The 18,245-nt window shown below is 71.1% G+C and carries 17 protein-coding genes; 9 read left to right on the top strand and 8 right to left on the bottom strand.

What is annotated here, in order from left to right; genetic code table 11:
- Positions 1-5 precede the first annotated feature (5 nt).
- Complete coding sequence (locus ACFOY2_RS16760; protein ID WP_379528948.1) at positions 6-1,007, bottom strand: glutathione S-transferase C-terminal domain-containing protein; 1,002 nt, start codon at positions 1,005-1,007, stop codon at positions 6-8.
- A 171-nt stretch (positions 1,008-1,178) separates the two neighbouring features.
- On the opposite strand from ACFOY2_RS16760, the gene ACFOY2_RS16755 reads away from it, so the two are divergent.
- The 4 genes from ACFOY2_RS16755 (at position 1,179) to ACFOY2_RS16740 (ending at position 2,679) form a co-directional block, all read left to right on the top strand.
- On the top strand, positions 1,179-1,457 hold the full coding sequence (locus ACFOY2_RS16755; RefSeq protein ID WP_379528947.1) for a hypothetical protein: 279 nt from the start codon (positions 1,179-1,181) through the stop codon (positions 1,455-1,457).
- A gap of 147 nt (positions 1,458-1,604) precedes the next feature.
- The gene (locus ACFOY2_RS16750; protein ID WP_379528946.1) at positions 1,605-2,141 is read left to right on the top strand and encodes a hypothetical protein; all 537 of its coding nucleotides are present in this window, start codon (positions 1,605-1,607) and stop codon (positions 2,139-2,141) included.
- Positions 2,142-2,221: 80 nt separating this feature from the next.
- A complete protein-coding gene (locus ACFOY2_RS16745; protein ID WP_379528945.1) occupies positions 2,222-2,368 on the top strand; it encodes a hypothetical protein in 147 nt (48 codons plus the stop codon).
- A complete protein-coding gene (locus tag ACFOY2_RS16740) occupies positions 2,365-2,679 on the top strand; it encodes a hypothetical protein (protein ID WP_379528944.1) in 315 nt (104 codons plus the stop codon). The genes ACFOY2_RS16745 and ACFOY2_RS16740 overlap by 4 nt, the downstream gene beginning before the upstream one ends.
- A gap of 16 nt (positions 2,680-2,695) precedes the next feature.
- Here ACFOY2_RS16740 and ACFOY2_RS16735 read toward each other — a convergent pair whose 3' ends face one another.
- Positions 2,696-4,036: a 6-phospho-beta-glucosidase gene (locus ACFOY2_RS16735; protein ID WP_379528943.1), complete on the bottom strand. Its 1,341-nt coding sequence runs from the start codon at positions 4,034-4,036 to the stop codon at positions 2,696-2,698.
- Between the two features lie 10 nt (positions 4,037-4,046).
- The gene (locus ACFOY2_RS16730; protein WP_379528942.1) at positions 4,047-4,805 is read right to left on the bottom strand and encodes a DeoR/GlpR family DNA-binding transcription regulator; all 759 of its coding nucleotides are present in this window, start codon (positions 4,803-4,805) and stop codon (positions 4,047-4,049) included.
- Positions 4,806-4,937: 132 nt separating this feature from the next.
- On the opposite strand from ACFOY2_RS16730, the gene ACFOY2_RS16725 reads away from it, so the two are divergent.
- From ACFOY2_RS16725 to ACFOY2_RS16705, 5 genes are read left to right on the top strand one after another with little or no spacing between them, the layout of a single operon-like run.
- Positions 4,938-6,140 (top strand): carbohydrate kinase family protein, encoded by a 1,203-nt coding sequence (locus tag ACFOY2_RS16725; RefSeq protein WP_379528941.1) that lies wholly within the window; start codon positions 4,938-4,940, stop codon positions 6,138-6,140.
- Between the two features lie 4 nt (positions 6,141-6,144).
- Complete coding sequence (locus tag ACFOY2_RS16720; protein WP_379528940.1) at positions 6,145-7,515, top strand: ABC transporter substrate-binding protein; 1,371 nt, start codon at positions 6,145-6,147, stop codon at positions 7,513-7,515.
- A gap of 2 nt (positions 7,516-7,517) precedes the next feature.
- The gene (locus ACFOY2_RS16715; protein ID WP_379528939.1) at positions 7,518-8,396 is read left to right on the top strand and encodes a carbohydrate ABC transporter permease; all 879 of its coding nucleotides are present in this window, start codon (positions 7,518-7,520) and stop codon (positions 8,394-8,396) included.
- Positions 8,393-9,193, top strand: coding sequence for a carbohydrate ABC transporter permease (locus ACFOY2_RS16710; RefSeq protein WP_379528938.1), 801 nt, complete (start codon positions 8,393-8,395; stop codon positions 9,191-9,193). The genes ACFOY2_RS16715 and ACFOY2_RS16710 overlap by 4 nt, the downstream gene beginning before the upstream one ends.
- A 16-nt stretch (positions 9,194-9,209) precedes the next feature.
- Positions 9,210-11,855 (top strand): sugar-binding protein, encoded by a 2,646-nt coding sequence (locus tag ACFOY2_RS16705; RefSeq protein ID WP_379528937.1) that lies wholly within the window; start codon positions 9,210-9,212, stop codon positions 11,853-11,855.
- Between the two features lie 47 nt (positions 11,856-11,902).
- Here the strand turns inward: ACFOY2_RS16705 and ACFOY2_RS16700 are convergent, their stop codons facing one another.
- The 5 genes from ACFOY2_RS16700 to ACFOY2_RS16680 form a co-directional block, all read right to left on the bottom strand.
- Positions 11,903-13,492 (bottom strand): ABC-F family ATP-binding cassette domain-containing protein, encoded by a 1,590-nt coding sequence (locus ACFOY2_RS16700; protein WP_379528936.1) that lies wholly within the window; start codon positions 13,490-13,492, stop codon positions 11,903-11,905.
- A gap of 136 nt (positions 13,493-13,628) precedes the next feature.
- Entirely contained in the window at positions 13,629-14,078 is a 450-nt protein-coding gene (locus ACFOY2_RS16695; RefSeq protein ID WP_379528935.1) for an Hsp20/alpha crystallin family protein, read from the bottom strand.
- 95 nt (positions 14,079-14,173) lie between these two features.
- A complete protein-coding gene (locus tag ACFOY2_RS16690; RefSeq protein WP_379528934.1) occupies positions 14,174-15,175 on the bottom strand; it encodes a cytochrome d ubiquinol oxidase subunit II in 1,002 nt (333 codons plus the stop codon).
- A 2-nt stretch (positions 15,176-15,177) separates the two neighbouring features.
- Complete coding sequence (locus ACFOY2_RS16685; RefSeq protein ID WP_379528933.1) at positions 15,178-16,536, bottom strand: cytochrome ubiquinol oxidase subunit I; 1,359 nt, start codon at positions 16,534-16,536, stop codon at positions 15,178-15,180.
- A gap of 229 nt (positions 16,537-16,765) precedes the next feature.
- Positions 16,766-17,806, bottom strand: coding sequence for a TerC/Alx family metal homeostasis membrane protein (locus ACFOY2_RS16680; RefSeq protein WP_379528932.1), 1,041 nt, complete (start codon positions 17,804-17,806; stop codon positions 16,766-16,768).
- Between the last annotated feature and the right edge of the window lie 439 nt (positions 17,807-18,245).

Raw genomic sequence — 18,245 nt, 5'->3', positions numbered from 1 at the left:
TCAGGTCAGCCCTGCGTGAGCCGTTCGCGATGGTGCGGAGCGTCCCAGTCGGCCTGCGCCGGTTCGACGGTGAGGCGTTCGGGGCCGCCGTTGAGGAACGACGGCGCCGGCCCCTTCGACAGCAGGAGGAACGCCGCGAAGTCGGTCGTCTCGCGGAAGGCGGGCCGCTGGTAGAGGTCGCGCGCGTACGCCCAAAGGTGCGGGAAGTCCGTCAGGGAGCGCTCGCTGATCCCGGCCATGGGGTTGTAGGCGAGGTCGAACCTGCCCAGCGTCGGCCACAGCCGCACGTCCGCCTCGGTGATCCGGTCGCCGAACAGGAAGCGCTGCCCGGCCAGCCGCTCCTCCAGCCGTTCGAGCGCTGTGACGACACGTTGACGGTGCTCGTCGTAGTCGTGCTGGTTCGTCGCGCCGGCGACCTTGTAGGGGCTGTTGTTGACGGAGTGGTAGATCTCCTCGTTGAGCTCGTCGATGCGCGGGCGCAGGTCCAGCGGGTAGAGGTCGACCGAGGTGTCCGCCCATTCCTCGAACGCCGTGGCCAGGTCGATCGTGATGTCGGGGAAGTTGTTGCTGACGATCTTGCGGGTCTCGCGGTCCCAGAGGACGGGCACGGAGATGTGGCCCGGATAACCGGGTTCCGTGGCGTCGTAGGCCTGTCGCAGGAAAGCGAAGTTGTTCACCGGGTCGGCCCCGCGGCGTTCGCGGAAGGCCCAGCCGCGACTGTCGCGTTCGTCGTCCACGTACGAGAGCGTCACGACCCGCTCCAGGCCCTTGAGCTTGCGGACGATCGCGGTGCGCTGGGCCCACGGGCAGCCCCAGGAGACATAGAGGTGGTAGCGGCCGGGCTCAGCGCGGTAGCCGCTCGACCCGTCAGCGGTGACGCGGCCCTGGAAGGGATAGGCCGGGCGGTTGAACCCCTTGCCGGTGTCCATCCGGCCGGGACCGTAAGGGCCGTGGGCCTCCAGGTCGACGGGGCTGGCGTAGTTCGGCACCTCGGTGGAGGCGGTCATGGGCACCTCGCCTGAGCGGAACGAATACCTATCCAAACAGTAGGAAAACCTGGCATCGCTGTCAATGACGCCGCCCCCAGGAGGTCCACGCTCAAGGAGATTCGAGAACGAGTCGGCGACGCAGGAAAGCCTGAGGTACTTAGGTACCATGGAAGGGAGGGAGCGATAGGCATGACTGCTGCTGCGAAACGTCAAGCGCCCTTGAAGATCGACCCGGCGACCGACGAGTTGATCTCTCAAGCCGCGCATTTCCTTGGCATGACCAAAAAGGACTTCGTGTCCGAGGCCGTCAGAAACTACCTGGAACAGCGCCGTGAGGAGGTTCGCAAAGGCATGATCGAGTCTATGAAGGTGTTGGACGGCTCGCTCAGTTCGAGCGTCGCCGCGCTCACCGGCCTGTCACCTGAGAAGATCGACCGGCTGGGCGGCGTCGGCGAGTGGGAGGACTGATCTCGTGCCGGTCCGTCCCACTCTCCGATGCCTGCGCGACACCGAAACTCGCGAGGACGGGTCCAACGACGACTTCTATGCCACCCTGCGCACGATCTCCGAGGCAAACGCGTGAACGGCGCTCATTCGACCCCAGGGAGGTCCCGCATGACGGATGCTTACTCACCGATTCCCGAGTTGAATCTCTTCAAGGCGTTCGTCGACGCCACGGGCGAGGACTTCACGCACTGGGGTGGGCTGACCGACTATGGACGCAACGCGTTCCTCGATGACCCCGAACTCATCGCCCGGCTGCTTCCTTTCGCGTACGCCGACCACGGAGGTTCCCTGTTCTGCCTGTGGCGGCTCGACGACCGCGGCGATCTGGCCACCGTCCCGATCGTCCTGATGGGACATGAGGGCGGGATCCACCTCATCGCCCGTGATCTGCGGGAGTTCTTCCGTTTCCTGGGCGCCCTCGACTGCCCGATCGCCTGCGACTGGCAGTACGTCTTCTATGAGGAGGAGGAAGAAGAGGAGAGCGCGGCTCGCGAGAAGTACCTTGCCTGGCTCGGCGAGCAGTTCGGCCTCTCCCCCGCGGACGACCCGGACGACGTCATCGAAGCCGCGGCGGCCGAGTTTCAGGAACGCTTCGACGCCTGGATCCTTCCTCTGGTTCCTGACGCCGTGTCCACACGGCCGTGACACCCCACGGGGTGCGTCGGTGAGCGGACTGACTTCCTGAAGCGGGCGACACGGCGCGTTCACGCGACTACCGTCCGGGTATGACGAAGGACGAGGAAGCGGAGCCCGCGCCCGTCTGCGGCGTGTGCCTGGGCGCCGGCGGTGAGTGGATCGACCAGAACGGCGACTCGAACCAGCAAGCCAAGTGGGTGTCATGCAAGACATGCAGTGGGACCGGCCGTAAGTGAGCGACCGCATCACCTGCCCCGAATGCGAGGGCCACCGCGGGCAGCAGGTCGGCAGCCTGTTCCTGGCGTGCCAGTTCTGCGGCGGCCAAGGCTCGGTCGGCGGCGGCAACGAGCCCGCCGAACGTGGCGACACGCCGCCGCCTCCTCTGCCGCCGGCCTGGGAGCACAGGGTCTGGTCCGACCCATGGATCGCCGCCACTCTCGGCTGCCGCCTCTGCCTCGGCTCGCGGCGGGTGACGCACATCGACGAAGAGGCCGGAACGCTCGTCTCGGTCCCGTGCAGGTGTGTCGACAAACAAGATGCCACATGAGCAGCCGCAGGAGGGCTCACGCGTGCAGGACGGCGGCCAGTTCGGGGATGCGGGCCCGGTAGCCGTCGAGGAGCTTGCGGGCCGTTGAGACCGAGTCGACCAGCGGGTGCAGCGCGAACGCCTCGACCGCCAGCCGGGGCGAGCCCGACAGCGCGGCCTCGATGGTCGTCTGTTCCACGGCCTTGACCTGCTGCATCAGCCCGAGGAAGCGGCCTGGGAGCGGCCGGGTGGCCAGGGGTTTGACGCCGGCGCCGTCCACCGCGCACGGGATCTCCACGACCGCGTCGGCGGGCAGGCCGGGCACGGCGGCGCCGTTGCGCACGTTGAGGATCATGGTGGCGGGCTCGCCCCTGGCGATGGCGGCCATGAGGGCCAGCGCGATGCCCTCGTACCCGCCCGCCTCCAGGTCGGCGGTGTCGCGCTCGCCGGCGTCGGTCAGGTCGCGCATTTCGGCCATGTAGGTCGTGTCGCGACGATGGCGGGCTCTGCCCCATTCGTCCAGGGCTTCTCCGGGCCGGGCGAGCACGGCCGCGTAGAAGTCGTCCTGCTGCTCCAGCAGGGCCTCTCCCCTGGTCTGGCCGGTGGTCGCGGCCACGGACTCCCGGGTGAAGTAGTAGTAGTACAGGTACTCGTTGGGCAGTGCGCCCAGCGTGCGCACCCAGTCGGGCCCGAAGACGCGGGCCTCCTCGACCCGCCGCAGCGCCGCGTCGTCGGCGAGCAGGCCGGGCAGCACGTCGCGTCCCTGGTAGGTGAGCCCGCGCAGCCAGCCGAGGTGGTTGAGCCCGACGTAGTCGGGTGACACGCGGGCCGGGTCGAGCCCGAGCGCGGCGGCGGCCCGGCGGATCAGCCCGATGGGCGAGTCGCAGATGCCGATCACGCGGTCGCCGAGCACCCGCCGCATGGCCTCGGTGATCATGCCGGCGGGGTTGGTGAAGTTGATGACCCACGCGTCGGGGGCGAGGGCGGCCACGCGTTCGGCCACGTGGACCGCGACGGGGACGGTCCGCAGGCCGTAGGAGACGCCGCCGGGGCCGGTGGTCTCCTGGCCCACCAGGCCCAGCTCCAGCGCGACCCGCTCGTCGGCGGTGCGGCCGGCCAGGCCGCCGACGCGGACGGCCGAGAAGACGAAGGACGCATCGCGCAGCGCGGTGTCGAGGTCGGTGGTGATCCGCACCTCCGGCGGGTCGTCGTGCCCGGCTGCGAGCTGGCGCAGCACATGGCGGATGGCCTCCAGGCGCTCTGTGGACACGTCGTGGAGCACCACCTCCTCCACGCGCGGCTTGGACGACTCGCGCAGCAGAGCGCCGTACACGAGCGGGACCCGGAAGCCGCCGCCCCCGAGAACGGCCAGTTTCATCGACACCCCTTCAGGTGAGCAGCACCTCGGCACCCGCCGCGGCGCAATGTCGCAGTGTCGCCTCGTCGGCGCCCGCGTTCGTGACGATCATGTCGATGTCCTCGGGACCGCACACCCGCAGGGCGCCGGTGCCGGGGAACTTGTGCCGGTCCACGAGCAGCACCACCTGCCCGGCCGCCGCGATCATGGCGCGTTTCAGCGGCACTTCGGCGAGCGTGGTGTCGACGAGTTGCCCGTCGGGCCGCACGCCGCTGGCCCCGAGGAAGACGCGGTCGGCGACCACCTGGCTCAGCGCCGCCTCGGTGAGCACGCCGACCAGCGAGTGGTAGGGGCGGCGGACCATGCCGCCGAGCAGCAGCAGTTCGACCTCCGGGTCGGCGCGCAGCGCGTCGAGGACGGCGAGGCTGGAGGTGACGACGGTGACGCGGCGCCCGCGCAGGTGGCGGGCCAGGCGCATGGTGGTGGTGCCGATGTCGAGCAGGATCACCTCGCCGTCGGCGACCAGTTCGGCGGCGCGCGCGGCCACGGTCTCCTTGTCGTGCTCATCGGTCGCCGCCACTTCGGCGAAGGGCCGGTCGGCGTCGGCGTCGACGCTGGCCAGGGCGCCGCCTCTGACGCGCCGCAGGGTGCCGTCGCGGTCGAGCACCTCGAGGTCCCTGCGTATGGTGGACGGGCTCACGCCGAGCTGGCTGGCGAGATCGCTGACGCTGGTGGCCCCGGAAAGTCGGACCCGGCGCATGATCTCGGCATGCCTGAGGCGCTGAAGCACGGCCGGATTCTATCAGTCAATTTCGCGCACAAGTAAGCATCTTCCGCCAATCGCCCGCGTGAAACACTTGAAGTGTGCGAGTAAACATGCAAGATTGCGCACATCTCGGTGTGTCGAGGAGGCTCCATTCCCGTGTCTGTCCAGCCGTACGACCCTCTCGCCGATTCGCGTAGTCCTGAGTGCCCGCAGATCGACGTGTTCTTGGCGGGCACCGTGTTCCTCGACATCATCTTCACCGGCCTGCCGTCGATGCCCGAGTCGGGCACGGAGATCTGGGCCGAGGGCATGGGCTCGTGCCCCGGCGGCATCGCCAACCTCGCCATCGCGACCAGCCGGCTGGGCCTGCGCACCTCGCTGGCCGCCGCGTTCGGCGACGACGACTACGGCGACTTCTGCTGGCGCACGCTGGAGGAGCAGGAGTCGGTTGATCTGTCACGTTCGCGCAGATTCGAGCATTGGCACTCGCCGGTGACGGTCTCCATGGCGGTCGACCGCGACCGGAGCATGGTGACGCACGGGCACCCCGCGCCGATGTCGGCGTCGGAGATGATCGGCTCGCCGCCGCGGTCCAAGGCCGTGATCGTGACGCTCTCCGCCGACGAGCCGCTCGACGCGCCCGGCAGCCAGCGCAACTGGGCCGAACTGGCGCACCGCAACGGCGCGCTGCTGTTCGCGGACGTGGGCTGGGACCCGTCGGGCGCCTGGTCGTCCGACGTGCTCGACCAGCTCAAGATCTGCCACGCGTTCATGCCGAACGCGACCGAGGCCATGGCCTACACCGGCACCGACACCCCCCGCGACGCGCTCTACGCGATCGCCGACCAGGTTCCCCTGGCGGTGGTGACCGACGGGGCCAACGGCGCGATGGCCATCGACTCCGTGACGGGCGAGGAGGCGTTCGTGCCCGCGCCTCGGGTGACGGCGCTCGACCCGACGGGGGCGGGCGACGTCTTCGGCGCGGGATTCGTGCTCGGCACGCTGAGCCGGTGGCCGCTGAGCGACCGGCTCGCCTTCGCCGAGGTCTGCGCGGCGCTGGCGGTGCAGCAGTTCGGCGGCTCGCTGGCCGCGCCGGGATGGGGCGACATCGCCGACTGGTGGCACGAGGTGCGGGCGGCGGCCCGCCACAGCGGCGCCTACGGCAGCTCGCTGGCCCGCCGTTACGCCTTCCTCGACCGGCTGGTGCCGACCGTGCCGGTGGGCGCGGTGCACCGCGCGGCCGCCACCATCGCCCGGTACGCCGACGTGGGCATGCCCCTCGCGACCCCGGGAAGGGAGCCGGAGGAGCCCGAGGACGAGGATCCCGACACGCCCCTTTTCCCCGCGCAGAAGGAGTAACACCATGATCGGCCCGACGCGGACGCGGCCCCTCGCCGTGCTCGCCATGAGCGCCCTGGCCCTCGTCGCGTGCGCCCCCGGTTCCTCCCTCCCGCCCGCCGCCACCTCCGCCGCTCCGAGCGCCGCGCCGGTGCGCACCGACGCCGCAGCCCTCGGCAACGTCACCCTCACCGTCTGGGACCAGGAGGTACGCGGCGGTCAGGCGGCCCAGATGAAGCAGCTGAACGCGGCGTTCCAGGCGAAGTACCCAAATATCCGGATCAATCGGGTTTCCCGCTCCTTCGACGACCTCAACACGACCCTGCGCCTGGCCCTGAGCGGCAACGAACCCCCCGACGTCGTCGAGGCCAACAACGGCCGATCGTCGATGGGCGCCTTCGTCAAGGCCGGGCAGCTCCGCCCGCTGGACGCCTACGCGCAGGCGTACGGATGGAAACAGCGCTACCCGCAGTCGGTGCTGCGCTATTCGAGCTACAGCGCCGACGGCAAGCTGTTCGGCGAGGGCAACCTGTACGGCCTGCCACAGGTCGGCGAGGTCGTCGGCCTCTACTACAACCGCGCCAAGCTCACCGAGCTCGGCCTGCAGCCGCCCAAGACGTGGGCGGAGTTCGAGGCCGCGCTGGCCAAGGCCAAGGCCGCCGGCCAAGTGCCGATGCAGCTCGGCAACCTCGACAAGTGGCCGGCCATCCACGTGTTCGGCACCGTGCAGAGCCGAGGCGTGCCCGCCGACCAGATCAGCACGCTGGCCTTCGGCCGCAAGGGCGCCTCGTGGAGCACGCCGGAGAACACCAAGGCCGCCGAGCAGCTCGTCTCCTGGGTCGACCAGGGCTACTTCAACAAGGGGTTCAACGGCCAGGGCTACGACCCGGCCTGGCAGGCGTTCGGCAAGGGCGAGGGCGTGTTCATGATCGCGGGCACCTGGCTCATGGCCGACCTGAGCAAGGCGCTGGGCGAGGACCTGGGCTTCATGGCGCCGCCCGGCGCCGCCGCCGACGCGCCGCCCGTGGCGACCGGCGGCACCGGACTGCCGTTCGCGATCACCGCCAAGAGCCCCAATCCGGACGCGGCGGCGGCCTACATCGACTTCATCACCAACGCGGAGGCGATGAAGGTGCTCACCGACACCGGCAACCTGCCGGTCGCCGACACGGCCAAGCAGAGCGTCCCGGCGGGCGCGCAGCAGGACGTCTTCACCGCCTTCGGCACGGTGACGGCCCAGAACGGGCTGGTGCCCTACCTGGACTACGCCACCCCGACGTTCGCCGACACGCTCGGCGCGGCGCTGCAGGACCTGCTGGCCAAGAAGGCCACACCGCAGGAGTTCCTGACCACACTGGACAAGGACTACAAGACCTTCGCCGAGAGCAACGGCTGAGCATGGCCCGGCCTCCGGGGGAGCCTCGCCGCGTCGCCTATCTCTACCTGCTGCCGGCCTTCGCCGTCTACGCGGTGTTCCTGCTCTATCCGATCGGGCGCGCCGTGCAGTTGTCGCTCTACGACTGGGACGGGCTGTCGCTCGGCCGGTGGGTGGGGCTGGACAACTACGCCGCGATCGTCGCCGACGAAGGGCTGCGCGCCGCCTTCGTCCACGCGCTGGTGCTCATGGTGTTCTACGCGGTCGTGCCGCTGGTCATCGGGCTGGCGCTGGCCGCCATCCTCAACCACGCCAAGGTGCGCGGGCTCGGCTTCTTCCGCACGGTGGTGTTCCTGCCGCAGGTGATCGCCATGGTCGTGGTGGCGGTGGCCTGGCGGCGCGTGTACGCCCCCGACGGCACGCTGAACACGCTGCTGGAGGCGCTCGGGCTCGGCTCGCTGACGCGCGGCTGGCTCGGCGACTACACCTTCGCGCTGCCCGCGGTCGGGGTGGTCGGCACGTGGTTCGAGACCGGGCTGGTGACCGTGCTGCTGCTGGCCGGGATGAGCCGCATCCCCGCCGAGTTGTACGAGGCGGCCAGGCTCGACGGGGCGGGCGCGGTCAGGGAGTTCTTCGCGGTGACGCTGCCGTCGGTGCGCGGGGAGATCGCCGTCGCCCTGACGCTGACCGTGATCGCCGCTCTGCGCACCTTCGACCTGGTGTACATCACCACGCGCGGCGGGCCTGGCGAGTCCACGTCGGTGCCGTCGTACGAGGTCTACCACCGGGCCTTCGGGCTGAGCCAGATCGGCTCGGCGGCGGCCATCGGCGTCACCCTCACCGCCGTCATCTTCGTGATCTCGTTTGGAATCAACCGGTTCGCCGACAGGAGGATGTCGTGATCTCGCGCGGCGAGCGGCTGGCCAACTACGTGATCCTGTCGGTGTTCGCCGCGTTCGCGCTCTTCCCGATCGTGACGATCCTGGTGGCCGCGTTCGGGCCCGCCGACAGTGGCGGCACCGCCGGGCTGGGCAACTTCGCGGCGGCGTGGGAGATCGGCCGCTTCGACACCTACCTGCGCAGCAGCCTGGCGGTGTCGTCGTTCGTCGTGGTCGTCAGCGTGGTGCTGTCGATCATGAGCGGGTACGCGTTCGGCACGATGCGCTTCCGCGGCCAGGCGGTGCTGTTCTACCTGTTCATGCTGGGGATCATGATGCCGAGCGAGGCCATCGCCGTCCCGCTCTACTTCGACCTGCGCACGCTCGGCCTGACCGACACGTTCTGGGCGGTCGCGCTGCCGCAGGTGGCGCTGTCGGTGGCGTTCGGCACGTTCTGGATGCGGGCCTACTTCCGCGCCTCCAACCGGGCGATCGTCGAGGCCGCCCGCATCGACGGCGCCTCGACCTGGCGGATCCTGTGGCAGGTGCTGGTCCCCCCGGCCCGGCCAGCGGTCGTCACCCTCACCGTCCTGGTGTTCATGTGGACGTGGAACGAGTTCCTGATCCCGCTGATCATGGTGACCAGCGAGTCGCTGCGGACCGCGCCGCTGGGGCTGGCCTTCTTCCAGGGCCAGTACACCTCCGGCTTCACCCTGCTCGCGGCCGGCTCGGTCATCGTCGCGACCCCGGTCGTGATCTTCTACCTGTTCCTCCAGCGTCATTTCATCCGCGGACTGCTCCAGGGGGCGGTCCGCGAGTAGATCCTGTGGAGGTCGCATGCCCATCCCTCGCCGTCTGGTGGCAGTCGCCGCCGCGGCCGTTCTCTCGGTCCTTCCCGCCGTACCCACTGCGGCCGACACCGGCCCTGTCGACCTCGACGCGCTGTTCGTCGGCGCCCACCCCGACGACGAGGCGTTCAGCCTCTCGACGCTCGGGCAATGGAATGAGGAACACCGCGTGCGCACCGGCGTCGTCACCGTCACCCGCGGCGAGGGCGGCGGCAACGCCGTCGGCCCCGAGGAGGGCCCGGCGCTCGGCCTGCTGCGCGAGGCCGAGGAGCGCTCGGCGGTGGCCAGGGCGGGCGTGCGCGAGGTGTTCAACCTCGACGACGTCGACTTCTACTACACGGTCAGCGCGCCGCTGACCGACCAGGTCTGGGGCGGCGACACCCTGGAGAAGGTCGTCCGGGTCATCCGCAGGACCAGGCCGGAGATCATCCTGACCATGGACCCGGCGCCCTCCCCCGGCAACCACGGCAACCACCAGGAGGCGGCGCGGCTGGCCGTCGAGGCGTTCTACGCCGCGGCCGACCCCAAGGCGTTCCCCGCGCAGATCAGCCGCGAGGGGCTGCGCCCGTTCGCGCCGTCCCGGCTGCTGCTCGGCGGCCTGCGCGGCACCTCGCGCAGCGGCCCCGACTGCGCCACGACCTTCCAGCCCGCCAACCCGGCCCAGAACGTGTACGGCGTGTGGAGCGGACGCCCCTCCCGAGGCCAGGGCAAGACGTGGGCCGCCGTCGAACGCGACGCCCAGCGGGCCTACGCCTCCCAGGGCTGGGCCGTCTTCCCCGACGTGCCCACCGACCCCGCCCAGCTCGGCTGCGACTTCTTCACCCAGGTGGACGCGCGGGTGCCGTTCCCCGAACCGGGCACACCGGCCGCGGGCGCGCCGACGGCGATCCTCGACGGCGCGCTGACCAGGCCGAACGGCACCGTCCCGCTGGGCACGCTGTTCGGCCTGCGCACCAGCACCTTCGACGTGCGCCCTGGGACGCCGTTCACCGTCGAGGTCACCGCGACGGCGCCGCCAAGCGAGGCGCTGGGCCGCTCGTCGGTGGCGCTGCGGGTGCCGGACGGCTGGCGGGTCAGCGGGTCCGGCGACCTCGGCAGGCTCGCCGCCGGGCGGACGGGGTCGGCGACGTTCGAGGTGAGGCCGGGAACGGGCGCGCGGGTCCGCGTCGCGGCCACCCTGACCACCGAGAAGGGCCGGGGCTACACCGACAGGCAGGTCGAGGTCAGCCCCGCCGTACGCGGTGGGCAGCAGCTCCTGCCCCAGGTCGCCCAGTACGAGAAGTGGACCGCGGACGTCGGCGTGCCGCAGCTTCGCGGCCTGGTCACCCCGGTGCTCACGCTCCCGTCGGGCGGCGCCCGCCAGGTCGGCGTCGTGGTCACCAACGTCAGCGACGCCGCCCGGTCCGGCACCGTGCGCCTGGACCTGCCGGCGGGCTTCACCGCCGACCGCGCGGAGGCCCCCTACCAGAACCTGGCCGCCGGGGCCGCGACGACCGTGCCGTTCACCGTCACCAATTCCGACCCGTCGCTGAAGACGTCCAACGAGGGCGGCGACTACGCGTACACGATCACCGTGGACGGCACGAGCACGAGCCGGGCCGCGCTGGAACTCGTCCCGGCGACGACCATCCCCCAGGCCGCGTCGGCGCCCTCGGTCGACGGCGCCGAGTCCGGCGGCGAGTACCCGGGCCCCGCCCTGGACATCGGCCGCCTGTGGGAGGGCACCGCGTGCTCGTCGGCGGCCGACTGCTCGGGCACGGCCAAGCTGTCCTGGCACGACGACACGCTCTACGTGCTGGCCCACGTGAAGGACGACGTGCTCGGCACCCGGCTGCCCGCCTCCGACTGCAAGCGGCACTGGCGCACGGACGCGGTGGAGATCGCCGTCGATCCGCGCGGCGCCTCCGAGAACACCTCGACGACGTTCAAGACGGCGGTGCTGCCGGTGACGGCCGAAGGGCCGCCGTGCGCCCTGCGTGACGCCGACAACCGGCAGGGCGCCGCCACGGGCGTGCGGATCGCCTCCAAGGTCTCGGCCGGCGAGTACACCGTGGAGCTGTCCATCCCGATGCAGGCCCTGCCGGGGAGCGTCGATCCCGAGCACCTGGGCCTGAACATCCTGGTGTACGACTCCGACACCCAGGACAAGACCGGCCAGACCCGGATCGGGTGGTCCACGTGGGGCGGGGTGCAGGGCGACCCGTACCGGTGGGGCGTGGCCCGGCTGGACGGCTACCGGCCGCCCGCCGACCGGCCCGCGCCCGACCCGGTGATCCCGGACACCGCCCTGTCCAGCCTGGACTCGCCGCAGTCGCTGGAGCAGGCCGTCCGCGTGGGGGTGCCACTGGCCGGCGGGCCCGCGGCGAAGGCGTCGGAGAGCGGCCGGGTCACCGCGGCCAAACCCACCCGTGACGGGGTGAAGGTGACGCTGCACGCGGGCGCGCCCGGCAAGGCGCACCTGTACGTCCGCGACGGGCAGGGCACGGCGGGCAGCCGGGTCGTCACCGTCCCGGCCAAGGGCACCACGACCGTCACCGTGCCGCTGACCCGCGCCCTGACGGCCTCCCCCGCCGTGGTCGCCGGCTGGGAGGCCTCCGGCGGGGGCACGACGGCCTCACAGGTGCCCGTACGTTGACGATCCGGGTGGTGCGCCACGTTGCGCACCACCACGGCCGTCACCGTCTACACCAGGGTGATCAGGTCGGCGTAGCCGGCGTTCCACAGGTCCTCCACGCCGTCCGGCAGCAGCAGGACGCGGTCGGGGCGCAGGGCCTCGACGGCCTCCTGATCGTGGGTGACCATCACCACGGCCCCCTGGTACGCCCCCACGGCGGCCAGCACCTCGGCCTTCGAGGCCGGGTCGAGGTTGTTGGTCGGCTCGTCGAGCAGCAGCACGTTGGCGCGCGAGCTGACCAGCCCCGCCAGCGCCAGCCGGGTCTTCTCGCCGCCCGACAGCACCCCGACGGGTTTGTCCACGTCGTCGCCGCCGAACAGGAACGACCCGAGGATCGTCCTGGCCTCGCCGTCGCCGAGGTGCGGGGCGGCGGCGGCCAGGTGAGCGCCGACGGTGTGGGCCGGGTCGAGGGTGTCGTGTTCCTGGGCGAAGTACCCCAATCGCAGCCCGTGGCCGGGCACGACCCGTCCTGAGTCGGGCCGTTCGTGCCCGGCCAGCAGCTTCAGCAGCGTGGTCTTGCCGGCCCCGTTGAGCCCGAGCACCACCAGCCGGCTTCCCCGATCGACGGCCAGGTCGACGCCGGTCAGCACGGGCAGGGGGCCGTAGGACTTGGTCAGGCTGATGGCGCCGAGCGGCATCCGGCCGCAGGGCGCGGGTTCGGGCAGCCGGAAGCGGGCCACCTTCTCCGCCCGGCGTACGGGCTGTGCCTGGGCGAGCATGCGGTCGGCGCGGCGGGCCATGTCCCTGGCCCTGGTCGCGGTGGACACCTTGGAGCGCATGCGATCGGCCTGGGCGTGCAGCGCGGCGGCCTTGCGCTCGGCGGCGGCCCGCTGCCGGGTCCTGCGCCGGTCCTCGGCCTCCCGGTCGGCCAGGTAGGTGTGCCAGCCGGTGTTGCGCACCTCCAGTGCGGCGAGGTCGGCGTCGACGCGCCAGACCCGGTTGACCACGTCGGCCAGCAGCCCGGTGTCATGGCTGATCACGACCAGGCCGCCGGAGTAGCCGGTCAGGAACGAGCGCAGCCAGGCGACGGAGTCGCCGTCGAGGTGGTTGGTCGGCTCGTCGAGCAGCATGATCCCCGGCTCGGCGAAGAGCACCCTGGCCAGCTCGGCGCGGCGGCGCTGCCCGCCCGACAGGGTGCCGAGCGGCTGGGCCAGGACCGGGTCGGGCAGGCCGAGCCCGGCGGCGACGCGGGCGCCCTCGGCCTCGGCCGCGTACCCGCCGCGGGCCTGGAACTCGGCCTCGGCGGTGACGTACCGGGCCATGGAACGCTCATCGCCCGTCTCGCCGAGGGCGATCTCGGCGGCCCGCAGGGCGCGCAGCGCCCGGTCGAGGCCGCGGGCGGACAGGATGCGTCCGATGACGGCGGACTCGGGGGCGGCGGCGGCCGGATCCTGCGGCAGGTAGCCGACGGGGCCGGTGCGGACGATCTCGCCGGCCGAGGGCAGGACCTGCCCGGCGAGGATCTTCATGAGGGTGGTCTTGCCGGCGCCGTTGCGGCCGACCAGGCCGATGCGGTCGCCGGCGGCGATGTGGGCGGTGACGTCGGACAGCAGCAGGCGGGCGTCGACGCGCACGTCGACACCACGAAGGGTGATCAAGGGAGAACGCTCCGGAAGGGCTGAAGGACACACGGGTGGCGTGGAAGCGGGTGTCCTGTTCAGGAAGTTCGGAGCGTAGGCATGATCTCAGTGTACGAAGGGGCGCAACCGGTTTTCGTCAGCTCCGCTCCCGGTCTCAGACGCTGACCTCGATGTGGCGGGGCTTGGCGGCGGCGGCCTTCGGAATGGTGATGGTCAACACGCCGTCGCACAGGTGCGCGTCCACGCGGTCGGCGTCGACGTCGCCGGGAAGCATCGCGCGCAGCTCGAAACGGCCGGTCCTGCGCATCTTGCGGTGGCGGCGCTCACGCTCCTGCTCGTCGATCTCCCCCGTGACGATCAGCTCGCGCTCCGAGAGCTGGACGTCGATCTGGTTCTTGGACGCGCCCGGGACGTCGATCTCCACGACGTAGGATTCCTCGGTCTCCGAGATGTCCGCCATGGGCATCCAGGCCCCCATGCGCCCGTCCTCGACGAACTCTCCGAGGGCCGCGTTCATGAGCTGCCCGAGGCGGTCGTAGACGTCTTCGAACTCGCGCGCCGGGTAGGTCTCTCCTCCTCTGCGGTGCAGAGCGAGCATGGTCATGACGACCTCCTTGGCATTCTCGTTCCCCATTGACCACATTTGTCCAGAGGTACGGGCGCCACATCCCCCAAGTGTGTAGTTGAGCAGGGCCGTGGTCAGGAGGCCGTCTTGTCGCGCTGGAAGGTGGCGTAAAGCCACCACAGCGACGGGATCAGCAGGATCGCGCCCACGGCGAGCGAGCCCAGGCTGGCCGCCAGGACCGCGTCCGTGGCGGCGGCCTGGGCGAGCGTGAGGCCGGGCAGCAACGTCGGGTACTGGCCCACGCCCCACCCCCACAACAGCCCGGTCACGGCCAGCGCGGCGGTGACGCGCACGGCCACATAGGCGCGCCGCCACAGCAGCACCAGCGAGGCCAGCCCGGCCACCACCGACAACACCAGCAACGGCAGGGCCCGCCCCGAGGTCAGCTCGGTGAACAGGGCGGGCGCGTCGGCCCACAGGACGAGCAGGCCGATCGCGGACAGCGCCCCGACGACGACGCCGCAGATCAGGGCCCGCCTGCGGAAGGCGTCGACCAGGTCCTGCTGCCCCGCGCGCTGGGCGTCGCGGGTCAGGTAGACGGCGGCCAGGTAGGCGGCGGTGCCGACGGCCAGCGCGCCGGCCGCCAGCGAGGTGGGGTTGGTCCAGCTTCGTACCAGGTCGCCCTTGGCGATGCCGGGCGGCACCCGGCCGGAGGCGATGGCGCCGGCCGCCGTCCCGAGGAAGAACGGGGTGACGACGGAGGAGAAGGCGAACGTGGCGCCGAACAGCCGCTGCTGCCACAGCCGGGTGGTGACCTTGCGGAAGGCGAACGCGGCCCCGCGCCCGATGATGCCCAGCGCCACCAGCGTGAACGGGATGTAGAGGGTCGAGGCGACGGCCGCGAACACCGGCGGGATGCCGGTCCACATGAGCACGATGACGAAGATCAGCCACACGTGGTTGGCCTCCCAGACCGGGCCGATGGAGTGCTCCACCAGCGTCCGCTGCCGCCGTCCCGCCTCGGCGCCGCCCGCGAGCAGGTCCCAGACGCCGCCGCCGAAGTCCGCGCCGGCGAACAATACGTACGCGGTCAGCCCGACCCACAGGACGACCAGCAGGATCTCCGCGAGCGACATGGTCACACGACCTTGAACCCGGTGACGTCGGGCTCCTGCGGCGCGACCGGCACGGGGACGTCGCGGGCCAGGCGGCGCAGCACGTAGACGGTGGCCACGGTGAGCACCACGTAGACCGCCGTCACCAGCGCGAACCCGTACACCAGACCGGGCACCGGGTTGACGGCCTGCGCGGTGCGCAGCACGCCGAACGCGATCCACGGCTGCCGCCCGACCTCGGTGACCACCCACCCGGCCTCCAGCGCCGCGACCGCGGCCACGCCGGAGGCCGCCGTCCCCCGCAGGAACCAGCGCGAGCGCGGCAGGTCACGCCGTCGTCTCCAGGCCAGCGCCAGCCAGATGGACAGCAGGAGCAGGGCCAGGCCGAGCCCCACCATGATCTGGAAGGCCCAGTGCACGATGTTGACGGGCGGCCAGTCGGCCGGCGGGGTCGCGTCCAGGCCGATGATCTTCGCGTTCGGGTTCCAGTGGGCCAGCAGCGACAGCCCGTACGGGATCTCCAGCGCGTACCTCAGCTCGCCGTCGACCGCGATGCCGCCCAGGTGCAGCGGCACCGCGCGCGCGGTGGTGAACACCCCCTCCATGGCGGCGAGCTTGACCGGCTGGTTGTCGGCCACGCGGTGGGCGGCCCAGTCGCCGACGCCGATCTGCACCGGGGTGACGATCGCGGCGACGGTCAGCGGCAGCAGCAGGCCGAGCCGGTGGTAACGGTCACGCCGGCCGCGCAGCATGGCCACCGCGTACACGCCGGCCATGAGAAACCCGCTCACCATGAACGCGGCAAGGATCATGTGGACGGTCAGCGCCGGGGTGGCCGGGTTGAACATCGCCTCCCACGGACGCGCGTCGACGACCCGGCCGCCCTCGACCGCGAAGCCCGAGGGCCGCTGCATCCAGGCGTTCGCCGAGACGACGAAGAACGCGCTGGCCACCCCGGCCAGCACGATCGGCAGGCCCGACAGCAGGTGCGCCCTGGGCGGCAGCCGGTCCCAGGCGTACAGGTAGACGCCCAGGAAGATCGCCTCGATGAAGAACGCGATGCCCTCCAGCGAGAACGGCAGGCCGATGAGCTCGCCGTACACGCCCATCAGGCCCGGCCACAGCAGCCCCATCTCGAACGACAGGATCGTCCCCGACACCGCCCCGACGGCGAACAGCACGCCCAGCGCCCTGGCCCACCGGCGGGCCAGCAACCGGTAGTGGACGTCGCCCGTGCGGTGGCCGCGCCATTCGGCGAGCAGGGTGACGGCCGGCATGCCCACCCCGAGACAGGCGACGACGATGTGCCAGCCCAGCGAGAGCGCCATCTGCATGCGCGCCGCCATGAGGTCGGCGGGGCTCGCCGCCAACTGAAGGATCATGGAAGTGCGGCTCCTCGCGGTGTACGACCCGGCCGATTACCCAGCGTAGCTGATCGTGTCCGGCCCGTACCCACTCGACCTGGGACGACACCATGTGATCCGCGAGTTCCTGGCCCGCGCGACCGGCAGACCCGGCCTTCCCCTGCTCGCGGAAGCGCCGCCCGCTCGGGTGCGGGCGGCGGCGACATCGCGAGTCCTCACCGTGCACCCGGGCCGGGCGGCGCCCCCGTCAGTGGTCGGCGGAGCGTTCGGTGGGGCGGGGATCAGGGGGTTCGGAGGCGGCGCGGTCGCGGCGTTCTGCGCGCAGGCTGGTGAGGGTGACCGTGACCAGGACGGCGATGATGACCCCGAGCGACGCGAGCGTCGGGATCTCCGGCACCCACGTCCAGACCCCGTGCGCCCAGTGCAGCACCAGCTTGACCCCGATGAAGGCCAGGATGACGGCCAGCCCGAAGTTGAGGTGGCGCAGCCGGGCCAGGACGTCCTGGAGCACGAAGTACAGCGCCCGCAGCCCCAGCAGGGCGAAGGCGTTGGTGGCGAAGACGAGGAAGGGGTCCTCGGTGACTCCGTAGACGGCGGGCACCGAGTCGACGGCGAAGACGATGTCGGTGGCGAACACGGCCACGGTGGCCAGGGCCAGCGGCGTGATCGCCAGTTTCCCCTGCTCCCGCACGATCAGCCGGAAGCCCCGGTAGTCGCCGGTGACGGGGACGAATCGGCGCAGCAGCCGTACGCTGCGCATGGAGTCGATGTCGACGTGTTGTTCGTCACCCTTGAGCGCTTCTTTGAGCACTTTGGCGGCCGTCAGCACGAGAACCAGCCCGAACAGCAGGAACGCCCACGTGCCGCTCCGGAGCGCCGCCGCCCCGAGCGCGATGAAGATCACCCGAAGCACCAGGGCGCCGACGATGCCGTACAGGAGCACCCGCTGGGCCAGCGCGGCCGGCACCGCGAAGGCCGTCAGCAGCAGCATGAAGACGAACAGGTTGTCCACCGACAGCGACTTCTCCACCACGTATCCGGTGAAGAACTCGACAGACGCGGTCCCCCCGAAGGCGGCCCACAGGTAGAAGCCGAACGCCACGGGCAGCAGCAGGTAGAACACCGACCAGCCCACGGCCTCGCGCATGTGGACCTCGTGCGGGCGCCGGGTCAGGAAGATGTCGATCGCCAGCAACAGGACCAGGCCGGCGACGGTGACGATCCACAGAGTGGTGTCGGCGATGCTCCCCTGTTGTTCAGGGGCAGACAAAAATGTCCCCAGGGACATGAAACCTCCTCGAACGCAGTTAGTCGTTCGAGGTCTCCTTCACCCGGGGATCACGGGCGGCCGTCCGGGGACGCTCGGTACGTCCGTACTGACCGGATCGGCACTTGGGAAGTACTCCCCTCGCCAGGGATCAGACTAGGCGATAACCGCAAATCACTCCACTATGACCATAAATCTGGGCACACCCGGACGTGCCTCAGAACGCGGCAGGCAGCCGGTGAACCCCGTAAACAGCCACGTCCGCAGGGAGCGGCACCTCGTCCAGGACCGCCGGCCGCAGCTCGGGAAACCTGCGGAACAGCGCCGCGTACGTGGGAGGCCGGGCCGTACATGAGGCGCCCCCGTACCCAGACTCGCCCGTAAGGGCGGGCCGGGGCGGAGGGCCGGCCCGGTAAAAGGCCGAGATCAGCCTTGCTCAGGTGCGGCGACGCCGACGGCG

It is taken from the genome of Nonomuraea purpurea, assembly GCF_042650645.1.
Classification (GTDB): domain Bacteria; phylum Actinomycetota; class Actinomycetes; order Streptosporangiales; family Streptosporangiaceae; genus Nonomuraea; species Nonomuraea purpurea.
Note: the sequence above shows the minus strand (reverse complement) of the source record. Positions and strands in the feature narration are given on the sequence as shown.

What these genes read in the sequence shown, in the direction of transcription:
- ACFOY2_RS16760 (WP_379528948.1), bottom strand. Translation starts at nt 1,007, where the DNA reads ATGACCGCCTCCACCGAGGTGCCGAACTACGCCAGCCCCGTCGACCTG.
- ACFOY2_RS16755 (WP_379528947.1), top strand. Translation starts at nt 1,179, where the DNA reads ATGACTGCTGCTGCGAAACGTCAAGCGCCCTTGAAGATCGACCCGGCG.
- ACFOY2_RS16750 (WP_379528946.1), top strand. Translation starts at nt 1,605, where the DNA reads ATGACGGATGCTTACTCACCGATTCCCGAGTTGAATCTCTTCAAGGCG.
- ACFOY2_RS16745 (WP_379528945.1), top strand. Translation starts at nt 2,222, where the DNA reads ATGACGAAGGACGAGGAAGCGGAGCCCGCGCCCGTCTGCGGCGTGTGC.
- ACFOY2_RS16735 (WP_379528943.1), bottom strand. Translation starts at nt 4,036, where the DNA reads ATGAAACTGGCCGTTCTCGGGGGCGGCGGCTTCCGGGTCCCGCTCGTG.
- ACFOY2_RS16720 (WP_379528940.1), top strand. Translation starts at nt 6,145, where the DNA reads ATGATCGGCCCGACGCGGACGCGGCCCCTCGCCGTGCTCGCCATGAGC.
- ACFOY2_RS16715 (WP_379528939.1), top strand. Translation starts at nt 7,518, where the DNA reads ATGGCCCGGCCTCCGGGGGAGCCTCGCCGCGTCGCCTATCTCTACCTG.
- ACFOY2_RS16705 (WP_379528937.1), top strand. Translation starts at nt 9,210, where the DNA reads ATGCCCATCCCTCGCCGTCTGGTGGCAGTCGCCGCCGCGGCCGTTCTC.
- ACFOY2_RS16695 (WP_379528935.1), bottom strand. Translation starts at nt 14,078, where the DNA reads ATGACCATGCTCGCTCTGCACCGCAGAGGAGGAGAGACCTACCCGGCG.
- ACFOY2_RS16690 (WP_379528934.1), bottom strand. Translation starts at nt 15,175, where the DNA reads ATGTCGCTCGCGGAGATCCTGCTGGTCGTCCTGTGGGTCGGGCTGACC.
- ACFOY2_RS16685 (WP_379528933.1), bottom strand. Translation starts at nt 16,536, where the DNA reads ATGATCCTTCAGTTGGCGGCGAGCCCCGCCGACCTCATGGCGGCGCGC.
- ACFOY2_RS16680 (WP_379528932.1), bottom strand. Translation starts at nt 17,806, where the DNA reads ATGTCCCTGGGGACATTTTTGTCTGCCCCTGAACAACAGGGGAGCATC.